At 45.6% G+C, this 16756-nt stretch carries 14 protein-coding genes; 10 read left to right on the top strand and 4 right to left on the bottom strand.

All coding sequences use genetic code 11. From position 1 onward, the window contains the following. Positions 1–221: 221 nt before the first annotated feature. Together ACYVJG_RS02590 and ACYVJG_RS02585 are read left to right on the top strand one after the other, a co-directional pair. The gene (locus ACYVJG_RS02590; RefSeq protein WP_460429633.1) at positions 222–1244 is read left to right on the top strand and encodes an AAA family ATPase; all 1023 of its coding nucleotides are present in this window, start codon (positions 222–224) and stop codon (positions 1242–1244) included. Beyond that, entirely contained in the window at positions 1244–3886 is a 2643-nt protein-coding gene (locus ACYVJG_RS02585; RefSeq protein ID WP_460429632.1) for a S8 family peptidase, read from the top strand. Before ACYVJG_RS02590 ends, ACYVJG_RS02585 begins: the two co-directional genes overlap by 1 nt. Before the next feature lie 122 nt (positions 3887–4008). Here ACYVJG_RS02585 and ACYVJG_RS02580 read toward each other — a convergent pair whose 3' ends face one another. Then, entirely contained in the window at positions 4009–5055 is a 1047-nt protein-coding gene (locus ACYVJG_RS02580; protein ID WP_460429631.1) for an ORF6N domain-containing protein, read from the bottom strand. A gap of 373 nt (positions 5056–5428) precedes the next feature. Here ACYVJG_RS02580 and ACYVJG_RS02575 point away from each other — a divergent pair, with 373 nt between their 5' ends. Then, positions 5429–6367 (top strand): J domain-containing protein, encoded by a 939-nt coding sequence (locus ACYVJG_RS02575; RefSeq protein WP_460429630.1) that lies wholly within the window; start codon positions 5429–5431, stop codon positions 6365–6367. 44 nt (positions 6368–6411) lie between these two features. After that, positions 6412–7353, top strand: a complete 942-nt coding sequence (locus ACYVJG_RS02570) for a hypothetical protein (RefSeq protein WP_460429629.1) — start codon at positions 6412–6414, stop codon at positions 7351–7353. Positions 7354–7752: 399 nt separating this feature from the next. Here ACYVJG_RS02570 and ACYVJG_RS02565 read toward each other — a convergent pair whose 3' ends face one another. Both ACYVJG_RS02565 and ACYVJG_RS02560 read right to left on the bottom strand, forming a co-directional pair. Beyond that, the gene (locus ACYVJG_RS02565) at positions 7753–8046 is read right to left on the bottom strand and encodes a helix-turn-helix domain-containing protein (RefSeq protein ID WP_460429628.1); all 294 of its coding nucleotides are present in this window, start codon (positions 8044–8046) and stop codon (positions 7753–7755) included. Positions 8047–8504: 458 nt separating this feature from the next. Further along, positions 8505–8843, bottom strand: a complete 339-nt coding sequence (locus ACYVJG_RS02560; RefSeq protein ID WP_460429627.1) for a 5-carboxymethyl-2-hydroxymuconate Delta-isomerase — start codon at positions 8841–8843, stop codon at positions 8505–8507. Positions 8844–8940: 97 nt separating this feature from the next. Between ACYVJG_RS02560 and ACYVJG_RS02555 the strand changes: the two genes are divergently transcribed. The 6 genes from ACYVJG_RS02555 (at position 8941) to ACYVJG_RS02530 (ending at position 16096) form a co-directional block, all read left to right on the top strand. Beyond that, positions 8941–9189: a hypothetical protein gene (locus ACYVJG_RS02555; protein ID WP_460429626.1), complete on the top strand. Its 249-nt coding sequence runs from the start codon at positions 8941–8943 to the stop codon at positions 9187–9189. 261 nt (positions 9190–9450) lie between these two features. Beyond that, positions 9451–10593 (top strand): D-alanyl-D-alanine carboxypeptidase family protein, encoded by a 1143-nt coding sequence (locus tag ACYVJG_RS02550; RefSeq protein WP_460429625.1) that lies wholly within the window; start codon positions 9451–9453, stop codon positions 10591–10593. A 13-nt stretch (positions 10594–10606) separates the two neighbouring features. Next, positions 10607–10876 (top strand): YbeD family protein, encoded by a 270-nt coding sequence (locus tag ACYVJG_RS02545; protein WP_460429624.1) that lies wholly within the window; start codon positions 10607–10609, stop codon positions 10874–10876. 10 nt (positions 10877–10886) lie between these two features. After that, positions 10887–11507, top strand: a complete 621-nt coding sequence (gene lipB, locus ACYVJG_RS02540) for a lipoyl(octanoyl) transferase LipB (protein WP_460429871.1) — start codon at positions 10887–10889, stop codon at positions 11505–11507. Further along, a complete protein-coding gene (gene lipA, locus ACYVJG_RS02535) occupies positions 11504–12457 on the top strand; it encodes a lipoyl synthase (protein WP_460429623.1) in 954 nt (317 codons plus the stop codon). Before lipB ends, lipA begins: the two co-directional genes overlap by 4 nt. Positions 12458–12661: 204 nt before the next feature. Continuing rightward, positions 12662–16096 (top strand): class I SAM-dependent DNA methyltransferase, encoded by a 3435-nt coding sequence (locus ACYVJG_RS02530; RefSeq protein WP_460429622.1) that lies wholly within the window; start codon positions 12662–12664, stop codon positions 16094–16096. Positions 16097–16300: 204 nt separating this feature from the next. Here the strand turns inward: ACYVJG_RS02530 and ACYVJG_RS02525 are convergent, their stop codons facing one another. Beyond that, positions 16301–16621, bottom strand: a complete 321-nt coding sequence (locus ACYVJG_RS02525; RefSeq protein WP_460429621.1) for a hypothetical protein — start codon at positions 16619–16621, stop codon at positions 16301–16303. Between the last annotated feature and the right edge of the window lie 135 nt (positions 16622–16756).

Raw genomic sequence — 16756 nt, 5'->3', positions numbered from 1 at the left:
ATGTTCAATCAAATAATTACTATATTTAATTGAAATTTTGTTGAAAGATGTGACGTAAATTTATAGAGATGTAGGTAGATAAATTATTTCAGCTGTAGGAGCTAACATGCCGTTCTTTGGCCTTCACAGTGATACATGGTAGCCTTGCGCCGTTAGAGGTGTTGTGCTTGTTTGTAGCAGTGAGCAGATGACCGCCTGAGCATTTTTTGGAGCGAAAAGTAATGGCACAAGCTGATTTATTAGTGGATTTAGTTAAAAACGGAACAAGCGGTGATCAGCTTGCTTTCCGCAAAGCAGCAGAAGGACTTATTCAAGAGGAAAAACTGAAGGGGCATAGGCTTCTTGCGGAACGGTTGACAAAGGCATTACAACCCAGTTCATCACCATCTGCTCGCCCTCAAGTTACAAAAACAATAAATAACAATTCTTATAAAGACCTTTTCTACGAAATTACCCCAGAACGTGATTTAGCAAGTTTGGTATTACCACAAAAAGTTAAAAGCCAGTTTCAGGAGCTTATCGAAGAACAACATCGAGCAGAAATTCTTCATGCTCATAATCTCAGAGCAAGACACCGAGTTTTGCTTGCAGGGCCTCCCGGAAATGGCAAAACAACTTTGGCCGAAGCATTAGCTTACGAGCTGATGTATCCACTTATCGTCATTCGATATGAAAATTTAATTGGTAGTTATCTTGGCGAAACGTCTTCCCGATTAAAAAATCTACTAGATTATGCAAGAACTCAACGCTGTGTTTTATTTTTTGATGAGTTTGAAACTCTAGGCAAGGAACGGGGGGATACCCACGAAACGGGTGAGATAAAACGTGTTGTGAGTTCTTTGCTATTGCAATTAGATGAAATGCCTGACTATGTAGTTGTAGTTGCGGCCAGCAATCACCCAGAGCTTCTGGATAAAGCTGTCTGGCGACGCTTCCAATTACGTATTGAGTTGCCACTGCCAACCAAGACACAACTGACCCAATATATTACTTCTATTAGTGAACGGTGTAACGTCAACTTTGGATACAGGTCAGGCACTTTAGCAGCGCATCTACTCGGACTCAATTTTGCAGAAACTGAAGAGTTCTGTCTTGGTATTGTTCGTCGTGCTGTTCTTGACATGAAAACAGACAATGCCAAGCAAATAACTAAGCTTAAGCTGGCTCAGTGGAAAAATAGATTGAAGCCGATCAGCAATGAGAACACAGTAACAGTTAAAGAAAAAGAAGGAGTAGATCACTGATGGAAAAGTCTCGTCCCCTTTTGGTATTTCCACAGGCAGCAACCATACCACCATCAAAGGGGACTGGCTTTCCATCTAGTCAGCCCCATTTCCCCAGCCACAAGAAACAGGTTGCTCGCCTATATCCACAATTGACTGCTCTGCAGCAAGAATTTGACCATTACAAAGTTAATATCAGTGGTTCAGTTGCTGGGTTAGAACCTGAAACCGTTTTAGTTATTGAGATCGCAGGCAGCGTTAACGAGTTCCGGCAGGCGGTTGAAGCAATTGGTTTGGAGTGGTTAGGTGAATGGGATATTGATGATATTCCTCCTGATGAGAATTTCTTCGAAAAAAACTCCAAAGGAAAGCCTACAGAAAAATCTGTTAAAGGCAGAATGTTTCTGTCACTTAGCAATGAAGAGGGCATGCGAAAACTCTTGTCACTTTGGGAGCAGTGGAGGGCAAACAAAACTCTACCTGCTGGCAAAACTAAGTGGCGTGATGTGTTCAACCAGATGGTAAATATTCGTCGTTGGGGTATTGAAGAAACTCTAGGCGAAACAGGGATGTTAGATCGATGGCAGGATTTGCTTGACCCTATTAATCCAAATCAACCGATCCGTTGCCAGATAGAGTTGTTTTATCGCAAAACAGAAAATCGACGTGCACACGCAGAGCGTAATGTGGCAACACTGTTAGAAGCTGCCGGAGGGAAAACGTTAGGCAGTTTTATCGACATGCCCGAGATTGCATTTCATGCAGTAAAGGCTGAAATACCAGCAGAAAGTATCCGGCAGTTGTTGAATGATCTGAAATCAGAATCTCACGACACTGCAATTCAGCTCTTCAATTTTCATGGTGTGATGTATTTTCGCCCGACAGGGCAAAGTCTTGCTGTGACAGAAGATAGTGATGGATTTGATGATAGATTTGATCGAGAAATCTCTGAAGCTGTAGTTGATCTGCCTCCCACCGTAGCTATCCTGGATGGTGTACCTAATGTACAGCATGACTTACTGAAGGGACGCTTATTGCTTGATGATCCGGACAATCTTTCCTCTCATTATCAGCCAGGGGAAAGGAAGCACGGCACTTCGATGGCATCTTTGGTTGTACACGGGGAGTTAGATAGCCAGTCTGAACCTTTGTTGCGTCAGGTTTACGTGGCACCGGTCATGCAACCAGACCCTCACTCTAATCCAACAAATCGAAGCGAACATATTCCTGATGATATTTTCTTTGAAGATCGCATCGCACGTGCGGTCAGGCGGATGTTTGAGGGTGAGGGTACAGTACCTGCACAAGCACCTGATATATGCGTTATCAACTTATCCCTTGGCGATTTAACGCGTCCTTTTATTCACACACTCAGTCCTTGGGCACGACTACTTGACTGGTTGTCTTGGAAATACCGAGTGCTTTTCTGTGTAAGTGCAGGAAATTATACAGATAGCATTGACATCGGTTTATCTGTCCCAGTATTCCAGAATTTGAATCAAGAACAGCAGGTCGAGCACGTATTGCAATGTATCCAAAAGAATTTGTCTGAGCGACGAATTTTATCACCGGCAGAATCTATCAATGCTATCTCGGTTGGAGCGATTCATTCGGACAGCAGCGGAAATTATCATGTAGGACAGCGCACAGACTTGTTGCCAGGCACATCTTCATTATTTAGTCCTGCTGCAAGGTTAGGATATGGATTTCGCCGTTCTATCAAACCAGAGATACTCATGCCAGGTGGTCGGCAACTTTATAGAACACCTCTACAAAATAGAGGCACTGTTTATGCGCTGGATCAGTCGATTGGTAAGCCTGGACAAAAAGTTGCTTGGGATAGCAATCAAATAGGTAAGTCATCGAACATTGCCTACACTCAGGGTACTAGTAATGCAACTGCTTTAGCTACTCGGAGTGCTGCACGTATCTACGAGGTACTTGATAAATTGCACACTGAAGACGGGCAAGGCATTCCAAAAGAATTTATCTCATTGGTTATAAAGGCTTTATTGGTGCATGGAGCAAAACAGGATAACAACGCTCGCACAGCAATCACTAATGCACTGAAAACTGCTGGGAATTCACGCAAAATTAAGGAAGTAATAGGTCGATACCTTGGCTATGGACCAGTTGATATTGAAAGAGTCCTAGCATGTACAGAACAGCGCGCTACAGTAATTGGGTATGGCAAAATTCGTGAAAATGAAATTCACGATTATCGGTTCCCATTACCGCCTGCTCTTTCTGGCAGCGATGTATGGCGGCGAATGGTAGTCACATTAGCTTGGTTTAGCCCCGTCAATTCATATCACAAGAACTTCCGCGAAGCAAAACTTGAGGTTGTTCCTATGGGGAACTGGAACAAATCCCACTTAAAACTAACCCGCCAAGATGCAGACCACAACCAAGTGTTAAGGGGCACCGTGCAACATGAAATCGTTGAAGGATCAGAGAAAATCGCTGCTTATCAGGATGGTGACAATATCTGTTTGCATATTATTTGCAAAAAGGATGCAACAGCGAATCTTGATGAGGACATTCCTTACGGGCTTGCTGTTACCCTAGAAGTAGAAGAAGGTATCCAGATTCCAATTTACGATCAAGTCAGTGTTAGACTCCGACCACAAGTGGCAGTCGGTGCGACTGGGGATTTTCGTTAATCATCCAACGAAATAATCTCACTATTTTAATTTTTTCGATTTGACTCAGCAGTATTGTGTAATGATTGGTGAGTGGTTGGAGTAATGACCCCATCCTTTATTGGATGGGGTATTTTTTTGGGTTAGATGTGGGTGAGTTGTGGTTGGGTGGTGATCATTTGGATGGCTTGTTGGTTGATGTTACGGGAGATGGATAGGGCGTTTGGGTCGTAGTGGTTGTTGGTTTGTAGGACTTGGCGGATTGGGTTGGGCATGTCGGTTTTGTGGCCTTCCCATTCTGCGATTACCCACCGTTCGATGTTTGAGCAGAGTAGCCATGCTCGCATGGCGTTGGTGAGTAGGGTTTCGAGTGAGGCAAAGATGAGGTTTGCTTCTGTGGTTGGGATGTGTCTTATTGGTTGACCGTATTTTTGTTGGATGTGGTCTGCGATTGTGGTTGTGATGGTGGTGTCTTGGTGTTTGAGGAGTTGTTTGAGGGCGAGGCTGTATTGTTCGATGAGGTATGATCCAGCTTCACCAAGGGTGTTTTGTGGTGGGGTCTTTTTGTGTGCGCTGGCTTTGAGGGTCATTTCCATGATGTAGGTAATGGCTTCGGCGAATTGGGCGCGGGGGATTTGGCTGTATTTGGCAACGCGGAATTTGTGGCCGAGGCGGCTGTAGATTTCGGCGATGGCTTTGCGGCGGCTGGTTGGGTCGATGTTGGTTGTTTTGTATTGCACTAGCTCTTGGATTGTGCGCTGTTCTGAGGAGGTGAGGGCTTCGGCTGTTTGATTCAGAACATTTGGACTACCTGCGCGGAAATAACATTCAATCAGTTGTTCTTGAATTTTCCACGCCAAGTCATCCGTCAGTGATTTGACCAACAACAAGTAACCATATTCCGTTATAACAATTACATCTTTGCGTTTGCTTGCAGTGGAAATAGCTTTAGGGTTGTTCCGACGAATTTCGTCGGAACTGATTTGAAAGTAATGTTTACTTTCAATCAACCGAGACTTATTTTCACGGAAGTTGCGCCCAGCAGTACCTTCTGGACGTTGGTGAATTTTGTCGATCATCGCCAGAGTCAACACAGGCTGACCATTGATAATGATTGGCTGGATTTCGATGGCGTTGATGGCGATAGGCGCAACAGGAATGTTACTGTCGGAAATAGGTTGAGCATCCATGAAGGACTCCTGTTTGATTTTTTGAGAATTGGCCCTGTAAGAGGGCGGTCAGGTGCTCAAAACCGCAAACAGACGGCGGGCATATTTCCCTTTCGGGTTTTTTATTAGCCGCACACCCGACCAAAGAAGGCGCAATTATCCCTGCTTTGCAGGCACAATGCAAAATCTATGGACGCAAAAAATCCCCGTTTTCGGACGCAATGGGGTTACCGCTGTTTGAGGTGTTTTGAGCACCGTTTTTTACGGTACGGTTTTTTTGGTGGGGTGTCAAGGGGGGAGTTTACTTGGTGTAAATCAGTGATGTATGATTATGGTATTATTGCTTTTTCATAAAAAAGCAGTTTGTCTTTAATCGCACATCTACAGAACAGCCATGAAGCGAATCCGAACTCATTATGATAATTTGAAAGTTGCCCGTAATGCTCCACCAGAGGTTATTCGTGCAGCGTACAAAGCTCTCTCGCAAAGATTTCACCCTGATAAAAATCTTAATGATCCTGAAGCAGAGAGAATCATGGTTATCATTAACGAGGCTTACGATGTTTTGTCGGATCCTGAGAAACGGGCTGAGCATGATTTATGGATAGCCGAAAAGGAAAAGACTTTAGAGGATGAGCCTAGAATTTTTGTTACTCCCAAGAGTCCTCCTCGTGAGCCTAACCCTGAGCCTATACCAGAAAAACCCAGTAAGATTAGTAGATTTTTCAAACATTTATTTAATAATTATCAGTGGTATACTTTAACGATTATTGCTGGATTTATTTCGTTCCTTTGGCTAGATGGCCGTGAGAACGAAACTACACAAGCAAAACTCCCTCCCTATCAGGCTGACCCTAAACCTTATCAGGCTGATTCAAAACCTTACCAAGTAAATCCTCCTACTCCGAAAACTTCTGCCTTTGTTAGACCTGCGACAGCTCCTAATGGTAGTCCTTGGCCAACTACAGCAAACTATATCGTGGGTTACCCAAGACTTAACAATGATGGGTATTCTCGTTTGACTGTGGATAACAGTAATAATGAGTCTGATGTGTTTGTTAAGTTGGTTTCTTTGGATGGCGTGCATGCTCGTCCAGTACGACATTTTTATATTCCTGCATTCAGTCGTTTTACAGCAAAGAATGTAACAGCAGGTAGATATGATATTCGTTATCGGGATCTTAGTTCTGGTGAGCTTTCACGCTCGGAGCTCTTTTCTCTACAAGAGACAAGAACATTTGATGGTATTCAATATAGCGACTTCACCATGACTTTGTATAAAGTCTATAACGGAAACATGACCACTTACAGTTTGTCAGAGTCTGATTTTTAGTGAAGCATGGTTCGACCAGTTAGCACTTTATTAGGGGTAAGCTAATGAGCGTTTTTACTTTTCTACGCAAATTTTCCAAGCGATTTAGCACAGGCCATACGAAATTTGATAGATATGCAATTTCTTTCGCACTGATTATATTGGTTGTTGTTGTTATTTTTTATTTTGCCAATTTCAACCATGGTTTGAGCAAAGATAATGGGGATTGGGGAACCTTTGGCGACTTTATTGGTGGGACATTGAATCCAATATTTTCGCTATTGGCTTTCTTAGCATTGTTAAGAACAATCAGACTTCAGAGCAAGGAGATGGAACTGACTCGAGAGGAAATGGAGTTAACTCGTGATGAGTTGAAGAGAGCAGCAGAAGCACAGGAAAAGACACAGCTTGTTTTAGATGAACAGTTAAAGATTACAGCAGTTCAAAAGTTTGAAGCGACGTTTTTCTTATTGCTTGATCAGCATCATCAAATGCTTGAATCTATTTCACAAAAACAAAAAGGAGGTTTCTCACAGTTAGAAATTACTTCAAGCAGTGTATTCGAACACGGCGATTCTTCTTTGTCATACCAGAAAACAATCTTACAGGATGATTCCCGGCTTGTTAAATATTTAAACTTTCTTCATCTATTTATTGTTTTTTTAAATAAAAACATTCATCTAATTGTAAAAATCGATCAATCCACCCCTGAAGCAAATTTAACACCAAACAATAATGTTTACATTGAGTTAATAAAATATTCTTTATCTTCAGAAGTTTTGCAGCTACTGGCCATATACAGCTTTGATAGCCCTGAACATAAGGCCTTAATTGAAAAGTATTGCCTTCTCGAAAACATAGAAGACCAAAGATTTGAACTTCAATATTTTAAATCAGAGTTTAGCCAAGAAAAAAAACCAATCGATGTAAAAAAAGTGCCTTTGCCAGACACAACCAAAGAAGAAATAGAAGAGATTTATAGCCTGTCAGCATTCAAAAAGAATTGAGAACACTATCTAATAAGCTTCTATATTTTTTGAAAAAAGGCCAGCAGAAACTGGCCTTTTTTTTGATCACCTCTTAACGCCTTCTAGTGTGTGATCTGACATAGGTGCCATCTTTCCTGTAATACCCTCGTACATGAACTGGGCCACAGTAACCCGTCACGCATGGAGCATCTGAGGTGGAAGATCCAGAAGTTGATGGAACAGATGGAGAAGAGTTGTATCGGTACTCATTAGGCAAAGTGAATTTATACTTGCGATAATAATCACTACTATTCTGGGTAGGGATTACCTCTTCATGCACAGTGAACCCTCTTGGCGTATCGAGACAAGTGCATCCACTAATTACAATAGCCAAAGTTGCCAAACAAATAGAAAGATACCTTTTCATTTGATTGAATCCTATTTCTCGCCTTTGCTTTGTTGAACCGACTTCTGAAGGCTGTGGTACAGGTCTGGGTGTGTGTCTTTGATGTATTGGACAATCTCAAAGTCATTACCTTTGACTGTCGATAAATCGATCTTTTCAACGTGGACAATCCGCACAAGTTCGCGTACTGGCCTTGGCATGTTGCGGCCTGATTCGTAGCGAGAACCACCGGATTGGGTCACGCCCACAGCTGCCCAAAATTCGAGTTGGTTCATGTTTAATTCATGCCGAATTTGTCGGACATTCTGAATTTTGTCGAAAGCCATTTGTCCTCCCTTATTGTTTGGGTAGTGTGGCGATGATTGAGCCAATGATAATGTGCCGCATGGTATGTCATCCTCAAGCGATTTGTCATTGAGGAAGGTTAATCAGAGAAATATTCTTTTGCAATACTTTTTCGGCACTGAGTGAATTTGTAGGCATCTTTGTAGGTATTTTTTGTGCAAAAACGCTACAATCCTTATGGTACAAGGTGCTGTGAACTCCACCACTTCCGCCACTCAGCCTCAACGAAGGCGTGAAGTAAGCAACACACCACAACAGCAAACCCTGTAAAATCATGGCTTTGCTGTTTTTTTTGCCTACAAGGACAACTATCTACAACCGTGCGCAACAGAGGCATTCAGCACAGTTGTAGGCATTTTTGTAGGCATCTTAAAACGGGGGTGTAGGATGCCTACAAAATCGCTGACAGCCGCGCGCTGCAAGGCTTTAACTGCCTTCACTAAACAGAAACCGACTTGCCATAGCTGTTTCTGTCCATCTCCACGATTTCCACTGTAACCGAACACTTTTCCAGCGATACACCAGATAAGCGTTGCAAAACGACTTGTGAAAGAGACTGTTTTTGTTCATCTGTCCGACCAGATAAAATTCTCAGTGTGACATGAACAAAATCAGATTTCTCTTTACCGGTCAGATAGTGTTGATAGGCTAAAGCTCGGACTTTAATATCCTGACCGTTCTCGGCAAATAATCCTGACACCAGCGCAGCGTCAAATACAATCGGTACCAAATCTGCACCGTTGAGAGAAATCGAGTGTTCAATAATGCAATGAGGCATGAGCCTTCCCTGTTGTTAAAGGTTTATGTGTAGTGGTACATAAAAAAGTGTAAAATGGCAAGCGCCAGCCGTACCACAGTTGATGAGGAAGTTTTTGATGTCCGAGCAAAACCTACCCGATACCCCAAGCCTCACTCCCTCGGCCAACGGGGTGATTATCTCCAGTTACGAAATGCCAAACCGCGATTGGGATGAAGTGCTGAAAGCGGCAGATATTCTGCGCATGACACCAGAGCACTTCATTAAAATCTCGCCGTATTTTTGGGCCAAGCGGGTCATCATGCTCGAAGAAGAAGCACAAAAAAAGATTGATAATGCGATGAAGCCGTTTTTAAGTCGTGGTTAGCGACTGTTCTGCCCTTCTCCACACCCCACACTGACAGGCAGGTACACTGCCTGCCTGCGCTGTTTTTTACTCCCTCTGCTGTTGCCATTCCTCAGCTAATCGCATGGATCACATCGCCGCTGATCAGCGCGATTGCAGTAATAAGATTTTCGCTTCCGAAAACGCAAATCGGCCCCATGTGTATAATTCTCTTTTTCGCGAGTAAAGTTTAGCTTTGCTCTGTTTATGAGTGCTGTTTTTAACTGATTATTTCAAATTCGCATGAAAAACCTGCTTGCTTATGCCTTAGCCGTGACGCTGGCAACCACATCCGTTTCTGCGGTGGCAGAAGGTGCTTTTGCACCACCGCCACCTGATATCGCGGGACGGGCTTATATTTTGAACGATTTTTATAGTGGTCAAACCCTCGCTGCCCGCGACCCTGATACCCGCATTGAGCCAGCTTCGCTGACTAAATTGATGACGGCCTATTTGACCTTCAAAGCGTTGAAGGAAAAACGGCTCACGTTAGAACAACAGCTGACTGTGTCGCAAAAAGGTTGGCGGACAGAAGGGTCGCGGATGTTTCTTGACCCTCGGATCCCCGTTAGCGTCAATGATCTGATCCACGGCATGATTATCCAATCGGGGAATGATGCGTGTGTCACTTTGGCCGAAGCGATTGCTGGCAGCGAAGAGGTATTTGGTCAGTTGATGACCCGTGAGGCGCGTCGCCTCGGCATGAACGGCACCAACTTCCAAAACGCCACAGGGTTACCGGGGGCACAGCACTACACCACCGTACGCGACTTGGGCATTTTGGCCAATGCGCTGATCCGCGATTTCCCAGAGTTTTATCCCATTTATTCCAAGAAAGAATTCCGCTATAACAACATTACCCAACCAAACCGGAACTTGTTGTTATATCGTGACCCCAACGTGGATGGGATGAAAACCGGCTTTACTGATGCGGCAGGGTATAACCTCGTTGCCAGTTCGCGTCGTGATGGTCGCCGTGTGGTGTCGGTGGTGGTTGGCACCAGCAGCCCCGAAGCGCGTGCGGTTGAGAGTTCAAAGTTATTGAACTACGGGTTACAGTTCTTTGATACCCCACGGCTGTATATGAACAAAAAACCGGTGTCGAAACTCCCCGTGTTCAAGGGTAAAGAAAGCGAGCTGGAAATTGGTGTCAGCCGTGATGTGTATGTTTCTGTCCCCAAAGGCACTGCACGCAAGATTCAAGTGCAAATGACCACACAAAAACCGCTGTTAGCCCCGATTAAAGCAGGCCAAACCGTCGGTAAATTGAGTTTGTCCCTCGATGGCAAAGTGTTGGCTGAACAACCATTGGTGGCCTTGAAAGAAGTCCCCGAAGCGGGGTTCTTTGGCCGTTTAATCGACAGCATCAAGTTGATGTTACAGTAAAGAAATCATCACCATGTCGGATTCCACTCAGGATTTGTTGCAGTTTCCCTGCCAATTCCCCATCAAAATCATGGGTCACAACGTGCCCGAGCTGTTTCCTGCGATTTGTCAGGTGGCGGCTACGCATATCGAAACCTTCGATGCCAGCATGGTTGAAAGCCGTGAAAGTAAGGGGGGGAATTATGTCGCCCTCACCATCACTTTCGAGGCCCAATCGCGCATTCAGCTCGATAATTTCTATTTGGCGCTCACCAGCCATCCTTTGGTGAAGGTGGTGTTATAACGTGAGACCGATTGTCCGCTCTTTAGGCCAAGTGGAATACGAACCCACTTGGCGTGCCATGCAGGCTTTTACCGAGCAACGCACAGCCGAGACTGCCGATGAAATTTGGGTGGTTGAGCATCCGCCTGTGTTCACACAGGGGCTGGCCGGTAAGCCAGAGCATTTACTCCATCACACCACGATTCCAGTGGTCAAAACCGACCGTGGCGGACAAATCACCTACCACGGCCCCGGTCAGTTGGTGGTGTATTTGTTGTTGAATGTAAAACGCTATGGTTATGGTGTCCGCGAGCTAGTGCGGCGTATAGAACGGGCAGTGATTGCTTTGTTGGCGCAACACGGGATTGAAGCCTATGGCGATGTCAATGCACCGGGAGTGTATGTCAATGGTGCCAAGATTGCCTCGTTGGGACTGCGTATCAGGAATGGCGCCACCTATCACGGCCTGTCGCTGAATGTGGATATGGATTTATCACCGTTCAGTGTCATCAATCCCTGTGGCTATGCAGGTTTGGCGGTAACACAATTGCGCCAGCTCGGTATCACGCTATCGGTTGCAGAATGTGCGGCACAACTTCTGCCCCATCTCTACACACAACTTGAAGCAGAAGTCGGAGAAGACTCACCATGAAATTAGATAACGCTATTGGCGTGAAACACAAAGGCGAGGCCAAAACAGCCCGCATTCCAATCAAAATTGTGCCACTAGAAGAAAAATTAAAAAAACCAGAGTGGATCCGCGCCAAGTTGCCCACTGGCCAACGCTTTTTTGAGATTAAAGACATTTTACGCAGCCAAAAACTGCATACGGTATGCGAAGAGGCCTCTTGTCCTAATATCGGCGAGTGTTTTAGCAAAGGCACGGCCACTTTTATGATCATGGGCGACATCTGTACTCGCCGCTGTCCGTTCTGTGATGTGGGTCATGGCCGGCCTAATGCGCTCGATCCTAATGAGCCAAAACATTTAGCAGAGACAGTTGCCTCGCTGCGATTACGCTATGTGGTGATTACTTCCGTTGATCGTGATGATTTGCGCGATGGCGGGGCCGAGCATTTTGCTGAATGTATCCGCGAAATCCGCCGCTTATCACCCTCAACCCAAATTGAGGTCTTGGTGCCAGATTTTCGTGGTCGGTTGGAATTGGCACTCGATATTTTATCGATAGACCGTCCGGATGTGATGAATCACAATTTAGAAACGGCCCCACGTTTGTATAAACAAGCGCGTCCGGGTTCGGACTATCTGCATTCTTTACAACTGCTGCAACAGTACAAACAGCGTAATCCGGATGTGGTCACGAAGTCGGGGATTATGGTTGGTTTGGGTGAGACGGATGAGGAAGTCTATGAAGTCATGGCGGATATGCGCGCCCATGATATTGATATGATTACCATTGGTCAGTACCTACAGCCGTCTAATGGCCATTTGCCCGTATTGCGTTATGTCACACCAGAGCAGTTTAAGGTGTTTGAGAATAAGGCCTACGAAATGGGCTTTAAACATGCGGCAGTCGGTGCGATGGTGCGGTCTAGCTATCATGCCGATGTGCAGGCACATGAGGCGGGAGTGTACGAATAACGTTTGTTCAGTGTTGGCAAGCCCTCAACCATCGAGGGCTTTGCAATTCTATTGACATCCTCCTGCAACAGCACTTTGTTGAACCCGAAGCGACACAAACTAGCAAAGCCGCGCATGTACCGCGTGCCGGATCAACCATACCGGTTATGACATCACTTATGCTTTTGTTTTAACATTGGTCTTTTTGCTAGGGATTTTGTCGCCGTGTCGGATAACACCATTGAAACTTTTCTTCACCGCTGGTCAAAAGCGGGCGGTACAGAACGAGCCAATTACCAGCTATTTCTGACAGAACTATGTGCGCTGTTACAACTTCCCCTACCTGAACCCGCAGGTAACGACACTAAAGACAATGCCTATGTATTCGAGCGACGGGTTGTCATTGCCCAGCCCGATGGTTCACGAAATAATGGTTTTATCGACTTATACAAACGCGGTTGTTTTGTCCTAGAAGCGAAGCAAACAGGCAAGACATTAGACAGCAGTGGCTGGGATAAGGCCATGCTGCGCGCTCATAATCAGGCCGATCAATACGCTCGTGCTCTGCCAGTGGACGAAGGGCGGCCTCCGTTTATTATTGTGGTGGATGTTGGTCGAAATATTGAGCTGTATTCTGAATTTAGCCGCTCGGGGGCAACCTATACCCCTTTCCCCGATCCTGCCAACCATCGTATCCGCCTTGAAGATCTGCGAGATGACAACATTCGTCAGCGTCTAGCTGCGGTATGGCTCGATCCTCTCAGCCTCGACCCTTCTCGTCGTTCTGCGCGCGTCACTCGCGACATCGCCAATCAATTAGCCCTGCTTGCCAAATCATTAGAAACCGAAGGCCATGCACCACAGGAAGTTGCCGATTTTTTGATGCGCGCCTTGTTCACGATGTTTTCTGAAGATGTGGGGTTATTACCAGAACGTTCGTTTACCGAATTGTTATATCGTTTGCGCACTAAGCCAGAAAAATTTGCCCCAATGGTTGAAAACCTATGGCAAACCATGAATACCGGCGGTTTCTCTGCAATTTTAGAAGATACCTTATTGCGTTTTAACGGTGGCTTATTTGCCCACCCTCATGCAATTGCATTAAATCGGGATCAGCTTGAGCTGTTGATCTTGGCATCGGAAGCAAATTGGAGTGATGTTGAACCGGCCATTTTTGGTACTTTGCTCGAACGTGCATTAAATCCCCGTGAGCGTCACAAATTGGGGGCGCACTATACACCGCGTGCGTATGTAGAGCGGTTGGTTTTGCCAACGATTATCGAACCATTGCGTAATGAATGGCGCGAGGTGCAAGCGGCAGCATTGACTTATGAACAGCAAGGAAAACATAAAGAAGCGGTTGCCGAGGTTCGAGCGTTTCATCGTCATCTGTGCGAGATAAAAGTGCTTGATCCTGCGTGTGGCAGTGGCAATTTTTTGTATGTCACGCTCGATCACATGAAGCGGTTAGAGGGTGAGGTACTGAACTTGTTGCATGATCTTGGTGAGACACAAGGCTTGCTTGAGTTGCAGGGGATTACTGTTGATCCTCATCAGTTTTTGGGTTTGGAGATCAATCCTCGGGCTTCGCGTATTGCTGAGATGGTGTTGTGGATTGGTTATTTGCAATGGCATTTCCGTACACATGGGCATGTCAACCCACCGGAGCCGGTTTTGCGTGATTTTCATAATATTGAGAATCGCGACGCGTTGATAGATTACGAAGCGATGGAGTTGGTTGTTGATGCCGATGGCAAGCCTGTAACGCGCTGGGATGGGGTCAGTTATAAGATCAGCCCGATTACAGGGGAAAAAATCCCTGATGAATCATGTCAAGTTGAACAATATCGTTATCTTGCACCGCGCAAAGCGGTATGGCCACAAGCTGACTATATCGTAGGGAATCCGCCGTTTATCGGGGCATCGACGATGCGTCGGGCGTTGGGTGATGGTTATGTGAATGCGGTGCGCGGTACGTGGACAGAGGTACCTGAGTCGGCGGATTTTGTGATGTATTGGTGGCATATCGCGGCGGAAAGTGTACGGGCAGGTCACGTACAACAATTTGGTTTTATTACGACAAATAGCATTCGGCAAACTTTCAACCGCAGAGTGATTCAAGCTCAATTAGAGGCTAAAAGCCCGCTGTCGCTGGTTTTTGCGATTCCTGACCATCCATGGGTGGATTCTGCAGATGGGGCGAAAGTACGGATTGCAATGACTGTAGGGGCAGCAGGAAAACTTGAAGGACTGTTATTGAAAGTGCTCGATGAACAAAATTCTGACACTGATGAAATTTATGTGAATTTCCAATCTCATCAAGGAATGTTGTTTGCAGACTTAAAAATTGGGGCAAATGTAGTGGCATCTCGTTCACTACAAGCAAATTTAGGAATTAGCCAACGCGGTTTTGAATTGGGAAATGCAGGTTTCATTGTTTCTCATAGCGAGGCAATGACTCTTGGTTTAGATGTAATACCTTCAGTTTCTAGACACATAAAAGATTATCGAAATGGAAAAGACTTAACAGATCAGCCCCGTGGAGTCATGGTCATAGACCTATTTGGATTAGGTGAAGATGAGGTGCGGACACAGTACCCTGCTATCTATCAATGGTTACTTGAACGGGTCAAACCTGAAAGAGAGCACAACAGAGATCCACGCCTACAACGCCAATGGTGGCTACATCGTCGTTCACGTGATGATCTTCGTAAAATGATTGCCTCTGTTTTTAGGTTTGTTGCAACAGTTGAGACAATGAAACATCGAGTTTTTCAATTTATTGATACTAAAATTCTTCCTGATAACAAATTAGTAAATATTGCTATTGATGATGCTCATGCCCTAGGAGTATTAAGCAGTAGAGTTCATATTATTTGGGCTCTGGCCGCCGGTGGCACCCTAGAGGATCGGCCGTGCTACAACAAAACAGTCTGCTTTGAAACCTTCCCTTTCCCCGACGCCACCCCCGACCAGCAAACCCACATCCGCGCACTGGCCGAACAACTCGATGCCCACCGCAAACGCCAACAAGCCGAACATAGCGGCTTAACCCTAACAGGCATGTATAACGTACTCGAAAAACTGCGAAGTGGTGAAAAACTCAATGACAAAGAAAAACTGATACATCAACAAGGATTAGTGTCTATCCTGCGCGAACTACACGACCAACTCGACCGTGCCGTATTTGCCGCCTATGGCTGGGACGACCTTGCCGACAAGCTCGTGGGTTTACCCGGCGCAACAACACCGCTTTCTGACAAACCTGAAACCCAAGCAGAGGCCGAAGAAGAATTGCTGTCAAGACTCGTTGCCCTCAACGCAGAACGCGCCGCTGAAGAAGCCCGAGGTTATATTCGTTGGTTGCGGCCAGAATACCAAAACCCAACTGCGACAAAACCCGTACAGCAAACAGAAATCGAAATAGAAGAAACCGAAAAAACGCCCACCGACAAAATAACCAAACAACCTTGGCCAAAAAGTATGCGTGAACAAGTGGCGGCGGTTCGCTCGATCTTACAAGCACAAACTCTGTCGATTGAAGACATTGCCAACCACTTCAAACGCTCTCCCAAAAATGCGGTTCAATCTGTGATTGATGCTTTAGAAGAACTGGGCATGGTTCAACAAAACGAGGGCTTGTTTAGACTTGTTGCGTGATTTCCTGTGCAACAGAGTAAGGTGGATAAGCGTAGCGCATCCACCAACCAACTATCGACGAGCCCAAAGCCCAGTAGTGTGGGCACCGTTTTTGTGCCCACAACATCGACAAAAAATAGCAAAACACCGCCGTATGTAACACAAACCGGCACAAATATCAGGGCAGGCACAGAAGCCTGCCCCTGCATACGGCAACGGCGCTGATCAACCCTCGAAAATATCCTCTAACCGCTGCGCCTGCGTTAACGACACTCCCCACTGCTGCAACTGCTCCGGCGTCGCTGCCCGTAACCGCGACAACACCCAATCTGGCAACGGCTGACCAAACCGTGCCTCAATCAATGTTCGGAGAAGGGTTTGCATACCTTCTTCTCTGCCTTCTTCCCGTACAGTGATGATGTCGGTGTTGTAATCCCACACCGCCCGTTCACGTGCCAATGCCCGCAACCGTTCTTCCTTGGTCTGGCTCATTTGCTCTAGGGATTGCAAGACAGTCATTACCGGGGTGTGTGTCAGCTGTGCCATGATGTATTGCTCCTGCCAGTGTTCAAGACCCAGTTCTTTAACGCAGTGGGCGCAAGTTGGAGGCGGTCGGCTTTGTCTAATTCCAGAATATCAATTTGCTGTGCTTTGGTGAGGACAACATCAGGAATATGTTGA

It is taken from the genome of Aquaspirillum soli, from assembly GCF_054781915.1.
The sequence above is the reverse complement of the archived record's forward strand: the minus strand, read 5'-3'. Positions and strand labels throughout refer to the sequence as shown.

Bases quoted from the DNA above. Each gene is read 5' to 3' on its own strand.
- lipA (WP_460429623.1), top strand. From the start codon at position 11,504: ATGAAATTAGATAACGCTATTGGCGTGAAACACAAAGGCGAGGCCAAA.
- ACYVJG_RS02560 (WP_460429627.1), bottom strand. From the start codon at position 8,843: ATGCCTCATTGCATTATTGAACACTCGATTTCTCTCAACGGTGCAGAT.
- ACYVJG_RS02550 (WP_460429625.1), top strand. From the start codon at position 9,451: ATGAAAAACCTGCTTGCTTATGCCTTAGCCGTGACGCTGGCAACCACA.
- ACYVJG_RS02555 (WP_460429626.1), top strand. From the start codon at position 8,941: ATGTCCGAGCAAAACCTACCCGATACCCCAAGCCTCACTCCCTCGGCC.
- ACYVJG_RS02575 (WP_460429630.1), top strand. From the start codon at position 5,429: ATGAAGCGAATCCGAACTCATTATGATAATTTGAAAGTTGCCCGTAAT.
- ACYVJG_RS02585 (WP_460429632.1), top strand. From the start codon at position 1,244: ATGGAAAAGTCTCGTCCCCTTTTGGTATTTCCACAGGCAGCAACCATA.
- ACYVJG_RS02545 (WP_460429624.1), top strand. From the start codon at position 10,607: ATGTCGGATTCCACTCAGGATTTGTTGCAGTTTCCCTGCCAATTCCCC.
- ACYVJG_RS02580 (WP_460429631.1), bottom strand. From the start codon at position 5,055: ATGGATGCTCAACCTATTTCCGACAGTAACATTCCTGTTGCGCCTATC.
- ACYVJG_RS02565 (WP_460429628.1), bottom strand. From the start codon at position 8,046: ATGGCTTTCGACAAAATTCAGAATGTCCGACAAATTCGGCATGAATTA.
- ACYVJG_RS02590 (WP_460429633.1), top strand. From the start codon at position 222: ATGGCACAAGCTGATTTATTAGTGGATTTAGTTAAAAACGGAACAAGC.
- ACYVJG_RS02525 (WP_460429621.1), bottom strand. From the start codon at position 16,621: ATGGCACAGCTGACACACACCCCGGTAATGACTGTCTTGCAATCCCTA.
- ACYVJG_RS02570 (WP_460429629.1), top strand. From the start codon at position 6,412: ATGAGCGTTTTTACTTTTCTACGCAAATTTTCCAAGCGATTTAGCACA.